Here is a 16,824-nt window from a genome sequence, read left to right on the forward strand (position 1 = left end):
CGCTGAGGACGCTTACATATCGAGCTTAGGCACGTTCTCGGGCAGCACGCCCTCCGGGAGACAGGGGCGGGCTGTGGCCTTGCAGTAGAAGGTTCCATCGCCACCCTTGCTGCATTCCAGCCCGCGGTCGTCGGCATTGTCCCAGCTTTCGTATCCACGGCCGAGCGAGCCGGCGCGCGACGACCACCAGTTCTGGGCCGCTTGTGCGGCTTCCTCCTGCGTGGAACCCGACGACTTTCCACCCTCCACAGGATCTCCGCAGAACTTTCCGGCCTCTGCGGCCGCGGACGAGAGGATGATCAGCGCCGCCGCAAGCGCTGGCGCCCTCAGGCGTGATCCGAATTGCATGCGCCGCTTTCTCCCTCGTTTGTCATTTTTTCTTTTCGCCTTCGTCACGGATCTCGCGCGATCACAACCGATCGCGGACCGCCGGGGCATTTGATGCGGCGAATTTCCTTGAGGCTTGCGAGATCCAGCACCGAGACATCATCCGAGAACCAGTTGGCGACATATGCGAAATGGCCACTGGCGTCGATCACGATGCCTTCGGGATATCCGCCGACACGAACGCCCGGACGAGGGGCACCGCCAGCCTCCAGGACCGCGACCGTGCTGCTCTGCTGATTGGTGACCAGCACGCGGGCGCCATCGGGCGTCACCGCCGCGCCGTAAGGCATTGCGCCGCTCTTGATCGTCTCGACCACGGCCAGCGCAGCGGTATCGATCACGGAAACGGAGCCGCCCTGCACGTTGCCGACGTAGAGGCGCTTGGCATCCGGCGAGAGCGCCATCGCGAAAGGCGCCCGCCCCACCGCGATGGTGGCGACCACCTCGAGATCGGAGGCCCGTATTACGCTGACGCTGTCGCTCTCACGATTGGCGACGAACAGCGTCGTCTCGTCGGGCGTGAGAAGAACGTGGGCCGGTGCACGCCCGACTTTCACGATACGAGGCTGTGTCGCGCCGTTATCGGAAGGCTCCAGGACGGCGACGTCTGCGCCGTTCCAATCCGCGACGTAAATGCGTCCATTCCCGGCGACGGCGATGCCGAACGGTGAGCCGGGGACGCTGATGGTGCGGAGAACCCTCTGCCCGCCGAGGCTCACCACCGATATTTTTCCGAGATCGGGGTGAGTGACGTAGGCCAGCTTGCTGTCTCGCGAGAACGTCAAGGCCGCGGGCGCCTTTTCGAGCGCGACAGACGCGCCGAGCTGATGCGTCGCAAGATCTATCTCGGTCAGCTTGGCGCCTGTCTGGCTCAACACGTAGAGCTTCTCTGCCCCGAGAGACGCGCTCGCAAAGGCCAGCCATGTCACGAGCATGGCAGCCACGGCGCTCCCTCGGAGGCAGAGAAATCTCATGATCGCACTCCGATGCTTTGTCTCAGCCGCTGCCCTCGACCTTGGCCTTGAGGCCCTTCAGGCCTTCCTGAAGGAACTCGGTCATGGCTTTTACGGCAGCTTCGTCGTTCAGGTTCTCGGGCGGGAAGTTGCTGGTATCGCCGCGGTAGAAGCGGCCGATCCAGGTCACCTCGCTGCCGTCTCCGGACGGGGTCACCGCAATGGTTGCCGAGTAGAAGCTCACGGGCAGCGCTTCCAGGTTCTCGGTCGAGAGGCGATAGCCGTAGGACATGGTGTCGGCGCTGTATTCGTCGAGGCCTTCGACGAGCACCTTCCCGTTCTTCAACGTGATGGAGCGGCTTGCGCCAGAGTCGTTGCCGCCAGTGGCCTCGGTCTTGGTGATGCCGGGGTTCCAGCTCACGTCGGCGAACTCCTTCAGCGCGGCCCAGACCTTCGCGGGCGGAGCTGCGATCGTGATCTTCTCCTCCGCCTTCTGAGGGGTGGGGCCGTGCGCAAGAGCCGGAGCTGTTGCGCCGATCCACAGGGCGAGAACGCCCATCACGCGTGCGAACAGTGTCATTGTCATCCTCGTGTTGCTTTTCAAATTCCGAGCGGTGTTGGGCGTGTCAAATCTTTCGTGCGATCCGCCCTGCGGGTGGCGGCCTCCTTGAGATCCCTGCGTAGTTGCGCAAGGCGCGGTATGGCGTAGAGCCCGACCAGGAGCGCGAGAGCCAGGGCTGCGGGAACAGGGCGAATGTCGACCGAGACCTCCACCGGGCGGGTGTGGGCGTGCGATGCGATCGCGCCCAGAACGTCTTTGGTGTCGACCAGATCAGCGTGGGCGAGGCCGGCCTTGGCCGACAGGCTGTCGAGGTGCTCACTGCGAACGGACGTCAGATGCTCCTCGCCTTTCTGCACATCGGTGCCGAAGGGCGCCCATTTGGGATGGTAACCGGGCCGCAAATGGGCGTCCGGCGGAGGCGGACCGGAGTGATTTTCCTGCGGCACATCCATGGGGCCGTAAGTTCCGATCTCGTTGCCCTCGTCGTCGTACTTCGGCATCGGCACCTTGTCCTTGCCGCCGATACCGAGCACGAGACCCATCACCTTTCCGGGTGTGCCCTCGAAATCCGGAATGCCGCCGCCGGGCGGAAGAGGAGGCGCTTCATGGCCGTCGGTCACAAACAGCAGGTCGGCCTTGAGATCGTCCGCGATGGCGACGGCGCTGTAGAAGCCTTTGGAGACCATGCTGTCCCCTTCCCAGGCCATCCGCCAGTCGAGGTTCTGGATCGCGGTCTCGATCGGCGCGAAATTCTCGCAGACCTCCACGGGATTGAAGAGCAGGAACGAGCGGCGCTCGGTGAAGACGCCGAGACCGAGGCGCGACTGACAGGGAAGCGTGGCGAGCAGCCGCTCCAGCGCGTCCTTCGATGCCTCGAGGCGGCTCACCGGCTTCCCCGATACGGTCATGTCGCGGGTGTTCATGCTACCCGTGATGTCGACCACGGCGACGATATCGTAGGCGTTGCGCGTCAGCTTGATGCGCGGAAGGATCATCGCGAGCACAGTCAAGACGAGTGCCGCGAGCAAGACCCAGAAGCGCACATCCTCCAATCGCTCACGCATCATGGAAGCCCCTTCGGCACACCGGGAAGATCGGTCCACAGGCGCTTCGGCGCATCCGGCGGCACATCCTCGCCTTCCTGCTCGTAGCCCGGGAAGTCGCGCACGATGCGCATGGCGACGTCGTAGTTGTATTTGATGTCCCAGGCTTGCGGATCGAGGCGCAGGGCCAGCCGGTATTCATCCTTGGCCAGCCGGGTGAGAGGGATCGCCTTATCGATATCGCCCCGCTGGACGAGGTCGATGGCGTTGCGCACGCGCGCATTGGCATGGTTGTAGAGCAGTTGCGCCCGGAGCTTCGGATCCGTCATGGCGGACGAGCCGTCGATCAGCGTCTGGGCCTCCTCGCGCCGGTCACGCTGCAGGAGGAAATGAGAGCGGGCGACCAGGACCTCTCCCGAGGCCTTGCGCGCATCTACGGGGACGTCCTCGCCCTCCTTCAATGCCGCGATAATTGCATTGTCGCGGCGGACCTCGTGGATACGCCAGGTGAGCACCGCCAATGTCGCGACAGAGGCGATGAGCGCGGTTGCCAGGAGAAGCGTGCGCACCTTGCGGATCGCGGCAAAAACGGGGGCGAGAAGGCGCGACAGGGTGATGGGCTCAGATGCGATGCTCATGCGTCCTCGCTTGAAGGAACGAGACGGACCTCGGCCAGCTTGGCCGCCAACAGCACCAGCAGCGCGGCAGCGGCGACCGCAAAGGCGCGCGATTTCAGATCCTCGTGCGGGATGCGCTCGAGATACGTGATCGGGCTGCGCTCGAGCTTGCCGATCTCGGCGATGGCGAGGGCGATCGCCTCCGGGTTCTCTGCCTCGAAGGCGCGATAGTCGATGCCGAGAGACTTGAAGAACTTGTCGAGATGGCGCTCCGGCATGGCCTGGGGCGTATCCTCCTCGCCAGGCGCGGGCACGGTGGAGATTCCGGGGGTTCCGGCGGTGCGCAGGAAGAGCCAATAGAGATTGATGGGCCTGCGGGCAAACGCGGCGCGCAGCTTTTCCTGCACTTTCCTGTCGATGACGGCCGCACCGTCCGACACGAGCACGATCACGCGCGCGGCGGGAGACGGGTCTGCCTCCTGCATGTCGAGCGCAAGGGCGAGGCCGCGCCCAACGTTGGTGAAGGCGAGGCCCGGACGATCCATGGCGTCGACCGCCGCCAGCACCGCGTCCTTGTGCTCGGTCATGGGCAGCACGTGCATCGGCGACGTCGAGAAGGCTGCAACACCGACCAGGTCATGGTCACGGTGCACGATGAAATCCTTGAGCAGGCGGCGCGCTGCGGCAGACTTGCTCTCCTCACCGCCCTCCGGAGCGCGTCCGGCAAAGGTGTTGTCCATGCTCGACGAGCGGTCGATGAGCAGAACGATGTGGGCGCCCTCGCCGCTCTTCTCGATGGTGCGACCCAGCCGGTGAAGGCCGCCGATGCCGAGGATGAGCGCCACGATGGCGATGCTCCCCACGATCCGGAGCATCCAATCCAGGGCTACCGACAAGGGGTCCGCCTCGATGCCCTCGATCGAGGGATAGCTCTGCGCTCTCTGCGCCGAGAGCAGCAGTGGGAGCAGCGCCAGTGGAAGGAGCGCCAGCACCCAGGGCGTCTGGAGGGCGAGATCCATCAGGCCGCCCTTTCCTGCCGGGCAAGGACGGCGGCAAGCTGCCTCAGATCGGACGGCGGCAGGCCGATCTCGCCTTCCCTCTGCGCGTCTCCGAAGAATACGGAGCGTGAAGCTGCAAAGAAGCGCTCGACCTCGGCGCGCGTTTCTGAATGCTCCGGATGGGCCGCGAGGAATCCGTCGAGATCCGCGGCAAGCAGCCGATGGCCGGCGGCAGTGTCGAAGGCGCGATGCAGGGCGAGCAGCGCACTGCGATAGCCGTCACCATTACTTCCGGACGCGAGCGCGCGGGTCACATCTCGCACGGCGCGAGAGAACGGCCGTGCGGCACGGCGATCGAACGGCCACCAGGCGAGATCACGTGCGAGCAGAACGAGCAGCAGGCCCGAGAGGCCGGCCGCTATCAAAGCGGCGGAGCGCAAATTGCCAGACTTTCGCAACGGAGGCGGACTGTCATTCCGCAGGAACGTCTCTGCCGTCTCGCCGCTCTTCTCCGGAAAGATCTCGCGAATCGGGGAGGTGAGGAACGTGAACGGCGGCAAGGTCGCCGTCTCGCTGCCCTCGGGGCTGCGCACCGTCACCTCTGTTGCCGGGATCGTGACCTTCTTGGGATCGATCGGCGCGTAGAACGTCTGATACGTCAGCGTCAGCCGATGCCGGCGCGCGTCTCCGTGAAGCGAGGATGTGAGATCGAGCGACCTCAGCTCCAGCCAATAGTTGGACGGCCCGGTGCGCGGGAGGGACGCGGGAACGATCTCGTCGTCAGCGCCAGTCTCGATCTCGATGGTGCGGACGAGCGTATCGCCGAGGAAGTATCCGAATGGCCTCGGGTCCTCGACGCTAATGGAGCGCACACCTGCAGCGGCGCCCTGCGCAAGCCCAAGGATCGACAGTAGAGCGAAGATGGCCCGCAGCATGGCTCATGCTCCCGTCGCGAGATGGGCGCCCAGCAGATCCCATCGGATGGAATCCGTGATCTCGAACGGCTCGCGACCGTAGCGCGAGGCCAGAGATCGAAAAAAGGACCGGCGGGCCTCGATCCTCCTTTGCCACTCGGCCTTTAAAGAAGGCCTCATGGCTACGAGGCGTCGCCGGCCAGTTTCGAGATCCGTGAGCTCCATGAGGCCCCAGGACGGAAGCTCGGCGTTCTCTCTCGAATCCGAGATCCTGATCGGGACAACGTCGTGCCCGGTTAGGGCGTCGAACAGCTCCTCGAGCTGTTGCTCGGGGAGCAGGAAATCGGACACGACGAAGACGACATTGCGCTTGCGGCCGATCCTCTGGGCGGCCTCGATGAGCCCGGCCGCGCCCCGGTGGGCAGGCACGTATGCCCGAAGGGCGGCCACCATCTCCGCCTCACCCGCGCGAGAGCGCGTCGGCGCAACGCAAAGCTCCTCCCTCACCTCGCTGTCAGCCGCGTACAGAGCGAAGGTATCGCCTGCGCGGCGCACCGAGGTGGCGAGAACGGTGGCGAGCTCGGCCGCGATCTCCATCTTTCTAGAGGCGCCGTGAAAGGCCATGGAGCCCGAGACATCGAGCAGCATGGTGACGCCGATCTCGCTCTTCTCCTCGAAGCGGCGCACATGCAGCGTGCCGAACGGATCCCGCAACGTCTGGCGCATGTCGATGCGGCGAGGATCGCGGTACTCCATAAGGGTGGCGAGGTCCCGGAACAGGCCGCCCGCACCCGACTGCGTGCTGCGGTGGGACCCCTGACGCACCGAGCGGCTCCGCCAGACGATCCGATAGGGCAGATCGACCGGAGGTGGCGACGTCATGGGCTTCGTCGTCATGGGACGGGCACCGTCTCGAAGAGGGCGTCGATCAACTCGCGCGCCACCCGCTCGCGCCGAAGCTCGTAGACGGGCTCGAAGAAGATGCGGTGCGCCATCGTCTCGAAGAAGACGGACCGTACGTCTTCCGGAACCGCCATCGTGCGCCCGTCGAGCCAGGCCGCGACGCGGGCTGCGCGGACGAGATAGCTCAAACCACGCGGGCTTGCGCCTGCTGCAACAAGGCGCGCCGTATCGACGCCCGGGATCTGGATGCCGGCCTCGGCCGGGTAGCGCACGGCTTGCCAGAGATTGAGCACGTAGCGCTCGAACGCGTCGCTGGTCTTGATCTCTTCCTGGATGGCGCGGCCGACATCATTCAGCTGGTCGTAAGGCAGGATGCCTTCCTCGATCGAGCCGATGAGACGATCGCCGTCATGGAAACGTGTGCTGAAAGCCAATTCGCGCCGCGTTGCGAGATCGGCTGGCGTGGTGATGGCAATTTCCATCAGGAATCGATCGCGCGCCGCCGCAGGCAGCTCGAACGTCTCCTCGCGCTCCACGCGGTTGCGGTCCGCGAACACGACGAGGTGCGGAAAGCGGAACTCGCGGTTGAACGCCGTCACGCTGCGCTCGGCCATGAGACGCAGGAGAAGTGAGTGCACTTGCGGGCGGGCGCGGTTGATCTCGTTGAAGAAGAAGATGGCGAGATCCTCGCCTGCGCGAAGCACGGGGCCTTCGTCGACCCGCGGGCGCCCGTCCTCGGCGAGGTAAGTATGATAGATGAGATCGCCCGGCATCAGGTCGATCGTGCCTTCAATGCGCTCGTAGGCACCGCCCACCGCGCGCGCGGCCGCACGCAGCAAGGTCGTCTTGCCCACGCCGACGTCGCCTTCCAGCAGCACGTGACCGCGCGCAAAAAGGGCAATCGTCAATAAGCGGATGACGCGCTCCTGGCCCACCACCGCTTTTGCAATTTCGGTTTCGAACTTGGCGGCCCGGCTACGCCATCCGGGCAAGTCAATGCGTCCGGTGGATTGACCGGATTCGATCTTATCGTGCGGCATCAGGACCTCGCGGCGCCCGGAGCCGAACCGGAGCCTTGTTGTTCTTGCTCAAAAGGAGGTGCGGCCGAAGCCGCACCCCAAGAACCCTCGGAGAGGAAGCAGAGCACTCTTGCAAGCGTGGCACTGCAGCCGAGGAATCAATCGAACGACTATTGGATCTTCGATACGTCGTAGACCCACTTGCCCGTCTTCTGGAAGTGCGCGGAGCGCTTCGCGTTGCGAGCGGCCTGGTCGTCGAGCGACTTCTGCTGCTTAGCAAGCTCGGCGGGGTTGTGCTTCGGGTCGTACTTCGAGCCGGCGACCTTCTCCGGGTAGCCGGGCTTCGGCTCCCAGCAAACGCCCGCGGCCTTGCACTTCGTTCCATCGTAGGCGCCGGCAACGCCGGCACCAACTGCGAGGATCACCGCGCTTGCGGCGAGCGTCACAATGGTCTTCGTCATGGGTCAGTTCCTCCAATCAGCGTCTTCGACTTCGGGCGGTTTAATCCGCCCTGACACCCGCATATCCCCCGGGAGGCGCCCGCGAAGGCGCCCTGGCCGGTTAGTTTGCGGATACCTTGCACTCACCTGCGTCCGCAGCCTTTGCGCTGTCGTCCGCGGATGCGTGTTCCTCGAGCTTGTAAGGCGTAAACGCCTTTTTCTGCTCCTCGGTAAGCCAATCGGCTTCCTGGATGTCGCCGGTGTAGAGATGGCGGATCCAGGCGATCAGCTTCAGCATCTCGTCGAGCTGCAGATCGTTGTGCGGTCCCATCATGCCCTGGGCGCCGCCGTAGATCGTCTCAAAGAGACCTTTGTCGGTTTTGTTCTTCGGATAGGTCCAGTAGGCGTCGTTGAGACCGGGTCCGACCTTGCCTTCGGCGACATGGCCATGACAGCCCGAGCACGACGTCAGATAGACCTCCTCACCCTTGGGGAGGCACGCCTTGACCTCGGTGTAGAGGTTCACGCCGCTTTCAAGGAACTTCTTGACCGCCTCGGTATCCCGGCCTTCCGGATTCGCAGTCTCAGGCACCTTCAGGTCCTCACCCGTGATCGTGTGCCGAAAATCTTCCGCCCACGCGACAGCACCTCCGAATGCGCCTGCCGCCAGCAGGACAGACGCAAAAATCGCCTTGCTCTTCCTCGTCATTCTCTCGTCGCTACCCGTTGTTATATTTCGTTGAACTCCCAAACCGGAAAGGCGGTGTCCACGTCCGCCTCCCGCCTCCTCACTCACGAGCGCGGCAGTCCCGTCACGAGCGGAATGCCTTCGTCCTTCAGGATCTCCTCAATCTTCGGCTTCGCCTTCTCGAGCGCGAGATCCAGTGCCGAGAGGAGTGCAGTGTCGTCCTTGCGGACGCCGATCGACTGATCGAAATGATGCGGAACCTTCTCCCCGTCGCTGCGCACGTTGTCGTCGGGGATGACCGTTAGCATCAGCTTGTCGGACGCCTTGACGTAGCGCGCCACTTCCGGCGCGAAGTTCACGGCGACGTCCGCCGTGCCGTCGGCGACCTCGTTGACCATGCGGGTGGGCGGAACGCGCGTGAACTTGTTGCGCCGATCCTGGAAGTTGGTCAGCGAGTGCATGTAGTTGAAGTGCTCGCGGAAGAGCCCGAGCTTCTCCATCATGATCTGGGCGGGCGTACCCGGCGTGAAGCCGATCTTGGCAGCCTTCGCGAGATCCGGGCTGTTCCAATCCTTGATGTCGAGCTTGGTGTCCTTGCGCTGAATGAAGACGTAAGGAGCGCGATAGTAGGGCTTGGTGGTGAGGACGCGCGGATCACCGGTGTCCATGCCCATCACGACATCGCACATCTTCATGTCGAGCTGATCGCGGACGATATAGATGCCTGGGCGCGAGAACCATACGAAGTGCGGCTTCCGCCCCATGGCGTCGGCCACAGCGACCGCAATCTTGTTCTCGAAGCCGGATCCATCGCGGTTCGAATAGGGCAGCTCGTCCGCCGCTGCGCAGATGCGGAGCATGGCGGAGGCTTCGGAGTTGGCGTCGTCAGCGGCCAGGGCGGGCGTGGCCACGAGGCCAACCGCGAAGAGAGGCGCGACGAGCGCAGATTTCATGGAAGAGAAGCGGGAGGACGCGAAACGCTTCATGACTTTCACCTTGGGTTCCTCTTTATGTGTCGAGCTTGCCGTCTCTTTCGCTTCAGATTTCGCTCTGAGCTTTGCGGCTTGGCTCTTCCGATCGCCCTTTTTCGGATGCATTGGCCTGCATCTCTTCCGGGCGATCGCGGTGTGTGTTTGGGTCCGCCATTCCGGCGTGGGGGCCGCCGCAGCGCCTCTCTGCCACGAGAGGATGATCGGCGCTGCGGCGGCCTTTAGTTCAGGCTAGATCAGCCCTTCGTGTCGAACTCACCGACGGAGAGGTCGTTGTAGGGGTTCTTGCCATCGAGCGAGAACACCTGGAGACCACCACCCATCTGCGTGTAGTTCTGCAGGTTCTTGAAGGCGCCGACGGCACCAAGGCCAGCGGTCGGATCCTGCAGGTCGAACACGAGACCAACGCCCGGCCAGCCACCGACGCCGTACATGATGGCGACGTACTGGGTGCCCTTGTGCTCATACGTCATCGGGTGACCGATCACGCCCGAGGGAAGCTTGTACTTCCAGAGCAGCTCACCGGTGTCAGAGTTGCGGGCCTTGATGAAGCCATCAAGCGTTCCGTAGAACACCAGGTTGCCTGCGGTCGCGAGCGTGCCGCCCCAGACCGAGAAGCGCTCCATCTTCTCCCACTTGTAGTCGCCGGAGATCGCGTTGTAGGCCTTGATCTGACCGAGACCGAGGTAGTTCTGGCGATCACCCTTCGGACCCGGGTACATCCACAGCGTGGCGCCGACGAAGAACTGGCCGGCACGATAGGGAAGCATGAAGGGCTCCCAATCCATGCAGATGTGGTTGATGCCCATGAAGAAGAGTTCCTTCGTGGGATCGTAGGAGTCGTGGCCCTGGTTGTGGTAACCCATGGCCGACGGGCAGATTTCCTTGCCCTTGTGGTCCATGCGGGTGCCGAACTCAGGATCGCGAACCGGGAGGCCCGTCTTGAGGTCGACCTGCTTCACCCAGTTGACCGTATCGTCGAGCTTGTTAGCCGAGACGAGGTCACCGTTCTCGCGGTCGAGGGTGTAGACGATACCGTTACGATCGGGGTGGGTGAGAAGCTTGCGCTTCTTGCCAGCCTTGTCCGTCTGCTCCGAAAGGATCATGACGTTCACGCCAGCGTAGTCCCACTCGTCGTGCGGGGTCTTCTGGTAGCCGAACTTGGCCTTGCCGGTGTCGGCATCGCGGCCCCAGATCGTCATCGTCCACTTGTTGTCGCCCGGACGCATGGTCTCGTTCCACGGCGCCGGGTTGCCCGAGCCATAGTGGAAGAGGTTCGTCTCGGGGTCATAGGCGTACCAGCCCCAGTTCGTGCCGCCGCCGATCTTCCAGGCGTCGCCTTCCCAGGTGCCCGTGCCAAGGCCCTTCTGGCCGTAGTGCGGGTTTGCGCTGTTGAAGTCGTCAGCCAGGCCGACCTCGTTGTCGGGACCGGTTGCGTACACGCGCCAGACCTGCTCACCGGTCTTGACGTTGTAAGCGGTGGTGTGACCGCGAACGCCGAGCTCGGCGCCCGAGGAACCGACGAGAGCCAGATCCTTGATCACGTACGGAGCCTGGGTCAGCGTCTGGCCGACCTTGATGTCGCCGTTCTCAACCTTCCAGTACTCTTCACCCGTCTCAGCGTTGAGAGCCACGAGGTGGCCGTCGAGCTGGGTCTTGATGATCAGAGCCGGAACCTTGCCGTCGCCCGGCCAGTAGGCCAGACCGCGGTTGACGAGGTCGCAGCAAGCGACCGAGCGAGCGGCCGGATCCTGCTTCGGCTTGTGCTGCCACAGGATGTGGCCGGGATCGTTCAGGTCGAGAGCGAACGTGTTGTTCGGGAACGACGTGTGGACGTACATGACGCCATTCACGACGAGCGGCGTTCCCTCATGCCCGTGCAGCAGACCCGTCGAGAACGACCAGGCAGCGCGGAGCTGCTTCACGTTCTCGGTGTTGATCTGCGTGTTGGGGCTGTAGTTCTGTGAGCTGTAGTTCTTGCCCGGCATCACCCAGTTTTCGTTGCTCTTCGACAGCTCGTTGAGCTTGTCGTTGGCGAACGAAGAGGATGCCGAACCCATGGCGACCATCAGCGCAGCGCAGGACGCGCCAGCCAACAGCCCCTTACCCAGGTGCTTCATCATTCCCAAAACCTCGCGTTATCCATCCCAAGGCCGAGACAGTTCCCGCGGAGAGCCTCACGGTTAGCCATGAGTGCGCATCCGCAGCCTGCCTCTATCCAGTGTCGCAATGTCCCGCTGACCACGTCGGGGGACATCACGCTCACGACCCGATTTGCTGCACCGCCAAGGGCTTGTTCTCGCCCGTTGCGGCTTTGCGTCTCGGACCGTGGCCGCACGCTAGACTGCGACATTCGGTGCGGTCTCTAGTCCGACTGGCAGACATCGACGGGATAAAATTGCAAAGAAGCCGGGCTTGCCCCGGCAACGGGCAAAAACGTAACTATGTAACGTTATTGTGATCGCCGCGAAGCACCGTCTTGTGGTGTTTCACTTTCATTCGCGGCTCGTTTCGAGCCTCGATTCCGATCCAAAAGAGGGAGGTTAGAGCGATCGTGGTGCACAAAAACGGCTCCGATCAGCGCGTAAAGCGCTCCGCCTCTTTCGCCGCCCTCCTCGCAGCGTCTCTCTTCGCGTGCGCGGGCCTCGGCGGATGCGGAGACGAGCCCGTGCGCCAGGAGGCGAAGCGCGTGGATCCCGCGGAAGCGGCGCCTCACAAGACCGCCTGGCTCGAGCTTTCCAGTCCCCTTTCTCCCGCCCAATGGCTCGCAAGCCGCGGCGAGGAAGACGCGCGACCGATCACCGACCCAGAGGTTCAGCGGGTGGCGGAGTTGCTGGCGACCGCGCATACGCGCTATCGGGAGAGCGAGCGGATGATCGCCAACCGCTCCGCACAGCTCTCCGAGATGCTCGAGCCGCACGGAATAAAAGAACGTGCGACAGATATTCTCGGTGATCTCACCAGCATCGGCGGCAAAATGGGCCAGACTGAAGGCTTCGGCGCCGTGAGCCAGTACTATTTCAATCTCCGGGTCTCGAGCGTCACCCGCACGGAGGCGCTCGCAACCCTCAAGACCCGCTATGGCGCAACGCCCTAGCCCGCAAGGACAGACGACCCATGGGACCAGTTATGCAAAGCGTCGAGCAGCTCCGAGTGCTCATCATCGACGACCATCCGTTCGTGCTTCAGGGGTGCGCCCGCATCCTCGAGGAAGCCGAGGTCGCGCGCGTTCTGCAGTCGGGTGGCCTGGCTGACGGCTACCGACAATACCGCGCTCATCATCCGCACGTGATCATCGTCGACCTTTCGATCAAGACCGCGGCGCTCGGCGGCCTGTCGTTCGTGCGGCGTCTCAGGCTGCACGACAAGAAGACGCCGATCCTCGTGCTCAGCATGCACAGCGATCCCATGATCATCCGCCGCGCACTGGAGGCGGGTGCCACGGGCTATCTGCTCAAGGATGCGCCTTCGGACGAGTTCCTCAAGGCATTCCATACCGTGCGGCAGGGCCGGCCGTATCTCAGCCACGAGGTCGCTTCGGAGATCGCGTTCAGCGAGACGCGGCTCAATGCGAGCCCGCTTCAGGCGCTCACGGTGCGCGAACTTCAGACGCTCTCGCTCATCGCTGAAGGCAAGTCTTACGGCGTGATCGCGGAAGAGCTCAGCATCAGCTACAAGACCGTGGCCAACACCACATCGCAGATCAAGATGAAGCTCGGCGCACGCAGCCTGCCGGAGCTGATGCGCATTGCGATCCAGCATCTGCCGGGTCCCTCCGGACGGCGCAATCGCGACTAAACTCCAATAGAAGCCGCAAAAGAAATTGCGCAAGCTCTCGGCTGAGGGCTTGCGCATTTTTTATCGGGTAGCTGTCGCGGTTTCGTCAGCTCGGCGGATTGATCGCGATGTCTGTCGGCGTGCTGAACGTGCCGTCAAACAAGCGCGTATCCGATCCATCGCCCTTCGTCACGATATTGCGCGCCGGCAGGCCGGTCGCCTTGTCGACGTAGAGCGTCTGAATGTTGGCCGGCTCGGCAGGCTTTTCCTTGTCTCCCTTCGCGCGCTCCTCGGTCACGGGCGGAAGGGTAGCCTTGTAGGCCAGATAGGGCTTGCTCTCGAACGTCGTCTCACCCAGGCACTCGTAGGCGAGCTGGCTCTTCGAGGGCTCAGCCACCGATTCCTTGAGCTGCTTGGCGATCACTTCGGCAAAATTAGCCGGAACCTCGGACCATCCTTGTCCCTGGTTCGACCAGACTTTGTTGCCGATGGCGATGGTCTCCATCTGGGCAGTTGCCTGATCGCCGAGGCTCACGCGCTGATGCATGCGGTCCGGCAGCAGGTAGTCTACCGTCATATGCAGGGTTCCCTGCTGCTCGTTGACAATTTTCGTCTGGAGCCGGAAGCCCGGTCCGCTGCGCAGCTTCGAGAACGCCTGGCTCACCTCCTCCTTGCAGTCAGCGCTGAAAGCGTGACTGCCAGAGGCAAGGAGCAGTCCAACCACAAGTACACCACGGATCACGAGGTCTTCTCCCAGTATGAGTTGTTTTGCATAGCTCTTTGCGCGCCTCACCATGCCGTGTCATGGCAGAACAATCCGGGAGGAAATCCCCGGTCTGCGGGGACGCGGTCGCGACCGTCTGCGTCCATCCAGGACCGAAAAGGGCCTTTTACCGCCATCATTTGCGCTGTTTCCCGAACTAAACGGGGGTCAATGGGTGTCTAGGACTCAAGCGAAGCCTTGTTTGCCGGGACGACGCTCCAGGCACCCTTCGGCCTTGTTCCGGGACGATGTCGACCGGCCCCGGATCAACTTTGGATAGAACATGACCCATCGCGCCTTCACCGCGGCCCTCTCCCTTCTCCTCACGTCCGCCATCGCGCCATCCGCTCCGCACGCCCAGACCCCGACGCGGGACCCCGAGTACCGGATCGCGCAGCAAGGGCCGGGCGGCCCCGCTGCCAATCAGGGGGAAGATAAAGAGGGCGACAACACCCGCCCGGGAAAGCGTACCCCAGGCAAGGAGGGACCGGGCCGAGGCGAGCGCGGGCCTGGCCGCGAAGGCGGTGGGCCTGGCCGCGAGGGCGGGCCTCCGCCGCAAAGGCAAGGGCAGGGGCAACCGCAGGGCCAGCCTGCGGGTAAGCCGGACAAGACTATCGACCGCGCCCAAGGCGAGGCTCTCAAGCAGAAACAGCTCGAGGCCCAGCAGGCTCGCGAGAAAGCGCTCAGGCAGAAGCAGGATGCGGACCTAGCCCGCGAGAACGCCATCAAGCAGCAGCAGCTCGACGCACAGAAAGCCAAGGAGAACGCTGCCCCACCCAAGCGCCCCATCGATCGCATTCGCGAACGCGTTATGCAGGGTAAGGAGCAGAACGCCGTGCAGCCGCGGGACAACGCTGCAACGCGCAGACAGGACGCCGACCGCGAGCGTGACAACGTGCTGAGACGTCAGCAGCTCGATGCGCAGCAGGAGCGTGACAAGGCACTGAAGCAAAAGCAGGACGCGGACCTGGCTCGCGAGAACGCCATCAAGCAGAAGCAGATCGACGATCAGCGGGCCAGAGAGAACGCAGCCCCTCCGCCGAAGCGGGACATCGACCGGATCCGCGAAGGCATCATCAAAAAGAAGGAGATGGAGGCGGGACGCGGCAGTCCGAACCGCGACGCCGACCTCGCACGTGAAAACGAGATCCGCCAGCAGCAACTGGATGCCCAGCGCCGCCGGGACGGCGATCGCGGGCCGAGCAAATTCGACCGCGCGAAGGCGGACCAGGAATACCAACGCGCGCGCCAGCAAGCCGAGCGCGATCGCCAGGGCGGCGGAGACCGCGGTCGCGGCGGCCCCGGCGACACCGAGCGTTGGCGCGAAGGATCGGCAAGCAAATTCGAAGCTCTGCGTAAGGGACGGCGGGAGCGAGTGGACCTCGGCGGTGCCCGCAATGTGATCGTGGAGCCGGACAAGCGCGTGATCGTGCGCGAGAACAACCGTGCCTTCATTCGGCACGACGAGACGCGCCGGTTTGCAAAGTCGGGCCGCGAGCTGCGGCGCGAGCGGCGCAAGGATGGCACGCTGCTCACGGTGTACATGGGCCTCGCCGGCGCTCTCATCTATACGCTCGAGGACGAGCAAGGCCGGCTTTTGAGACGTTCGCGCAAGGATCGCGACGGGCGCGAGATCGTGCTCATCGACAACCGCAATTTCTATCACGATCGTCGCGGCTCGCAGTTCGGCCCCGGCCGCTACTACGATTCTTACGTGGATCTGCCGCCGCCGGATGTTCGCATTCCGCGCGACAAGTACATCGTGGACTATGACGACGCCTCGGAGGAGGACATCTACGATGCGCTCAGCGCGCCGCCCATCGAGCGACTCGACCGCGGCTACTCGCTGGACGAGGTGCGCCACAGCTACCGCGTGCTCGAGCGCATGCGCCGCGTCGACCTCGATGCGATCAATTTCGACTTCGGATCCTGGGATGTCGGCGAGGACCAGTATCGCAAGCTCGAGCGCATCGCCGACGCCATGCGGCGGATCCTCGACAAGTCGCCGGACGAGGTGTTCCTGATCGAAGGGCACACGGATGCCGTCGGCTCCGACATCGACAACCTTTCGCTGTCCGACCGGCGCGCGGAAACGGTGGCCGTCATCCTGACGGAGACGTTCGACATTCCGCCGGAGAACCTCACGACGCAGGGATACGGCGAGCAGTATCTCAAGGTCATGACTGACGGGCCTTCTCGGATCAACCGCCGCGTCTCCGTGCGCCGCATCACGCCGCTGCTCTCACGGCGAGGGTGGGACGAGAACTAAATCGGTCTTCTAAAGAAATGGCCCCGGATGCGCATCGCATCCGGGGCCTTTTTTCATTGCGCAGAGTTCAGAAGATCCTCAGCCCTTGGCCTCGCTTCTATGGGCGGCAAGATCCACTACGTTGTCGCCCGGCGCATTCACCGCGGAGAAATGGGTGACCTTGTTGGCGTCGCTCACGTACACCCACTTGGCATCGAACAGCTCCTCGTCGCGAATGTAGCCGAGGGTCGCTCCCTTGTTCGGGCGCCAGAACAACAGCGGCGGCAACGCCACCCCGGGCCTGTCCCATTCGGGCTCGACATAGTCGGCCACAGGCTTCCATTGGATCACGTGCTCCTCCTTCCGCGTTCGCCGCGCGCACCGTTATAGTTGAAATCACTCTTCGTCGTCACACGGCACCGGATACTCGATATCCGGCTCGATGCAGCTCTCCTCCTGGATCGTCGCGTGAGTTGCGGATACTGCCGCACAGACGCCAAGCGAAACGGCGACGAGAAAGAGG

The 16,824-nt window shown here is 63.6% G+C and carries 18 protein-coding genes; 3 read left to right on the top strand and 15 right to left on the bottom strand.

All coding sequences use genetic code 11. The features are described from left to right. Positions 1 to 12: 12 nt before the first annotated feature. The 13 genes from F812_RS0118430 to F812_RS0118490 form a co-directional block, all read right to left on the bottom strand. Positions 13 to 348 (bottom strand): hypothetical protein, encoded by a 336-nt coding sequence (locus tag F812_RS0118430; RefSeq protein ID WP_020087465.1) that lies wholly within the window; start codon positions 346 to 348, stop codon positions 13 to 15. Between the two features lie 44 nt (positions 349 to 392). Further along, the gene (locus F812_RS0118435) at positions 393 to 1,322 is read right to left on the bottom strand and encodes a YncE family protein (protein ID WP_020087466.1); all 930 of its coding nucleotides are present in this window, start codon (positions 1,320 to 1,322) and stop codon (positions 393 to 395) included. 61 nt (positions 1,323 to 1,383) lie between these two features. Further along, on the bottom strand, positions 1,384 to 1,920 hold the full coding sequence (locus F812_RS0118440) for an SRPBCC family protein (RefSeq protein WP_020087467.1): 537 nt from the start codon (positions 1,918 to 1,920) through the stop codon (positions 1,384 to 1,386). Between the two features lie 20 nt (positions 1,921 to 1,940). Next, positions 1,941 to 2,969 (bottom strand): vWA domain-containing protein, encoded by a 1,029-nt coding sequence (locus F812_RS0118445; RefSeq protein WP_020087468.1) that lies wholly within the window; start codon positions 2,967 to 2,969, stop codon positions 1,941 to 1,943. After that, positions 2,966 to 3,583 carry a hypothetical protein gene (locus F812_RS0118450; protein ID WP_020087469.1) on the bottom strand — a complete coding sequence of 206 codons (618 nt, stop codon included), beginning with the start codon at positions 3,581 to 3,583 and terminating at the stop codon, positions 2,966 to 2,968. The genes F812_RS0118445 and F812_RS0118450 overlap by 4 nt, the downstream gene beginning before the upstream one ends. After that, on the bottom strand, positions 3,580 to 4,581 hold the full coding sequence (locus F812_RS24600) for a vWA domain-containing protein (RefSeq protein WP_020087470.1): 1,002 nt from the start codon (positions 4,579 to 4,581) through the stop codon (positions 3,580 to 3,582). The genes F812_RS0118450 and F812_RS24600 overlap by 4 nt, the downstream gene beginning before the upstream one ends. Further along, positions 4,581 to 5,495 (bottom strand): hypothetical protein, encoded by a 915-nt coding sequence (locus tag F812_RS0118460; RefSeq protein WP_020087471.1) that lies wholly within the window; start codon positions 5,493 to 5,495, stop codon positions 4,581 to 4,583. The genes F812_RS24600 and F812_RS0118460 overlap by 1 nt, the downstream gene beginning before the upstream one ends. A 3-nt stretch (positions 5,496 to 5,498) precedes the next feature. Next, on the bottom strand, positions 5,499 to 6,371 hold the full coding sequence (locus tag F812_RS0118465) for a DUF58 domain-containing protein (RefSeq protein ID WP_020087472.1): 873 nt from the start codon (positions 6,369 to 6,371) through the stop codon (positions 5,499 to 5,501). Next, positions 6,368 to 7,417 carry an AAA family ATPase gene (locus F812_RS0118470; RefSeq protein WP_020087473.1) on the bottom strand — a complete coding sequence of 350 codons (1,050 nt, stop codon included), beginning with the start codon at positions 7,415 to 7,417 and terminating at the stop codon, positions 6,368 to 6,370. The genes F812_RS0118465 and F812_RS0118470 overlap by 4 nt, the downstream gene beginning before the upstream one ends. Before the next feature lie 149 nt (positions 7,418 to 7,566). Continuing rightward, positions 7,567 to 7,857 (bottom strand): methanol dehydrogenase [cytochrome c] subunit, encoded by a 291-nt coding sequence (locus tag F812_RS0118475; RefSeq protein WP_020087474.1) that lies wholly within the window; start codon positions 7,855 to 7,857, stop codon positions 7,567 to 7,569. Positions 7,858 to 7,957: 100 nt separating this feature from the next. Further along, on the bottom strand, positions 7,958 to 8,545 hold the full coding sequence (moxG, locus tag F812_RS0118480; RefSeq protein ID WP_020087475.1) for a cytochrome c(L), periplasmic: 588 nt from the start codon (positions 8,543 to 8,545) through the stop codon (positions 7,958 to 7,960). Positions 8,546 to 8,628: 83 nt separating this feature from the next. After that, on the bottom strand, positions 8,629 to 9,510 hold the full coding sequence (moxJ, locus tag F812_RS0118485) for a methanol oxidation system protein MoxJ (protein ID WP_026868258.1): 882 nt from the start codon (positions 9,508 to 9,510) through the stop codon (positions 8,629 to 8,631). Positions 9,511 to 9,749: 239 nt separating this feature from the next. Next, positions 9,750 to 11,582 (bottom strand): methanol/ethanol family PQQ-dependent dehydrogenase, encoded by a 1,833-nt coding sequence (locus F812_RS0118490; RefSeq protein WP_156827527.1) that lies wholly within the window; start codon positions 11,580 to 11,582, stop codon positions 9,750 to 9,752. Positions 11,583 to 12,067: 485 nt separating this feature from the next. Here F812_RS0118490 and F812_RS25705 point away from each other — a divergent pair, with 485 nt between their 5' ends. Both F812_RS25705 and F812_RS0118500 read left to right on the top strand, forming a co-directional pair. Then, entirely contained in the window at positions 12,068 to 12,610 is a 543-nt protein-coding gene (locus F812_RS25705; RefSeq protein ID WP_020087478.1) for a hypothetical protein, read from the top strand. Positions 12,611 to 12,630: 20 nt separating this feature from the next. Further along, positions 12,631 to 13,311: a response regulator transcription factor gene (locus tag F812_RS0118500; protein WP_245257711.1), complete on the top strand. Its 681-nt coding sequence runs from the start codon at positions 12,631 to 12,633 to the stop codon at positions 13,309 to 13,311. An 85-nt stretch (positions 13,312 to 13,396) separates the two neighbouring features. Here F812_RS0118500 and F812_RS0118505 read toward each other — a convergent pair whose 3' ends face one another. Then, positions 13,397 to 14,032, bottom strand: coding sequence for a hypothetical protein (locus F812_RS0118505; protein ID WP_156827519.1), 636 nt, complete (start codon positions 14,030 to 14,032; stop codon positions 13,397 to 13,399). 304 nt (positions 14,033 to 14,336) lie between these two features. Between F812_RS0118505 and F812_RS26645 the strand changes: the two genes are divergently transcribed. Next, entirely contained in the window at positions 14,337 to 16,322 is a 1,986-nt protein-coding gene (locus F812_RS26645; protein WP_156827520.1) for an OmpA family protein, read from the top strand. Between the two features lie 78 nt (positions 16,323 to 16,400). Here the strand turns inward: F812_RS26645 and F812_RS0118515 are convergent, their stop codons facing one another. Next, positions 16,401 to 16,652, bottom strand: coding sequence for a hypothetical protein (locus F812_RS0118515; protein ID WP_020087481.1), 252 nt, complete (start codon positions 16,650 to 16,652; stop codon positions 16,401 to 16,403). Positions 16,653 to 16,824: the final 172 nt, after the last annotated feature.

It is taken from the genome of Hyphomicrobium zavarzinii ATCC 27496 (assembly GCF_000383415.1).
In the GTDB taxonomy this organism is placed as follows: domain Bacteria; phylum Pseudomonadota; class Alphaproteobacteria; order Rhizobiales; family Hyphomicrobiaceae; genus Hyphomicrobium_C; species Hyphomicrobium_C zavarzinii.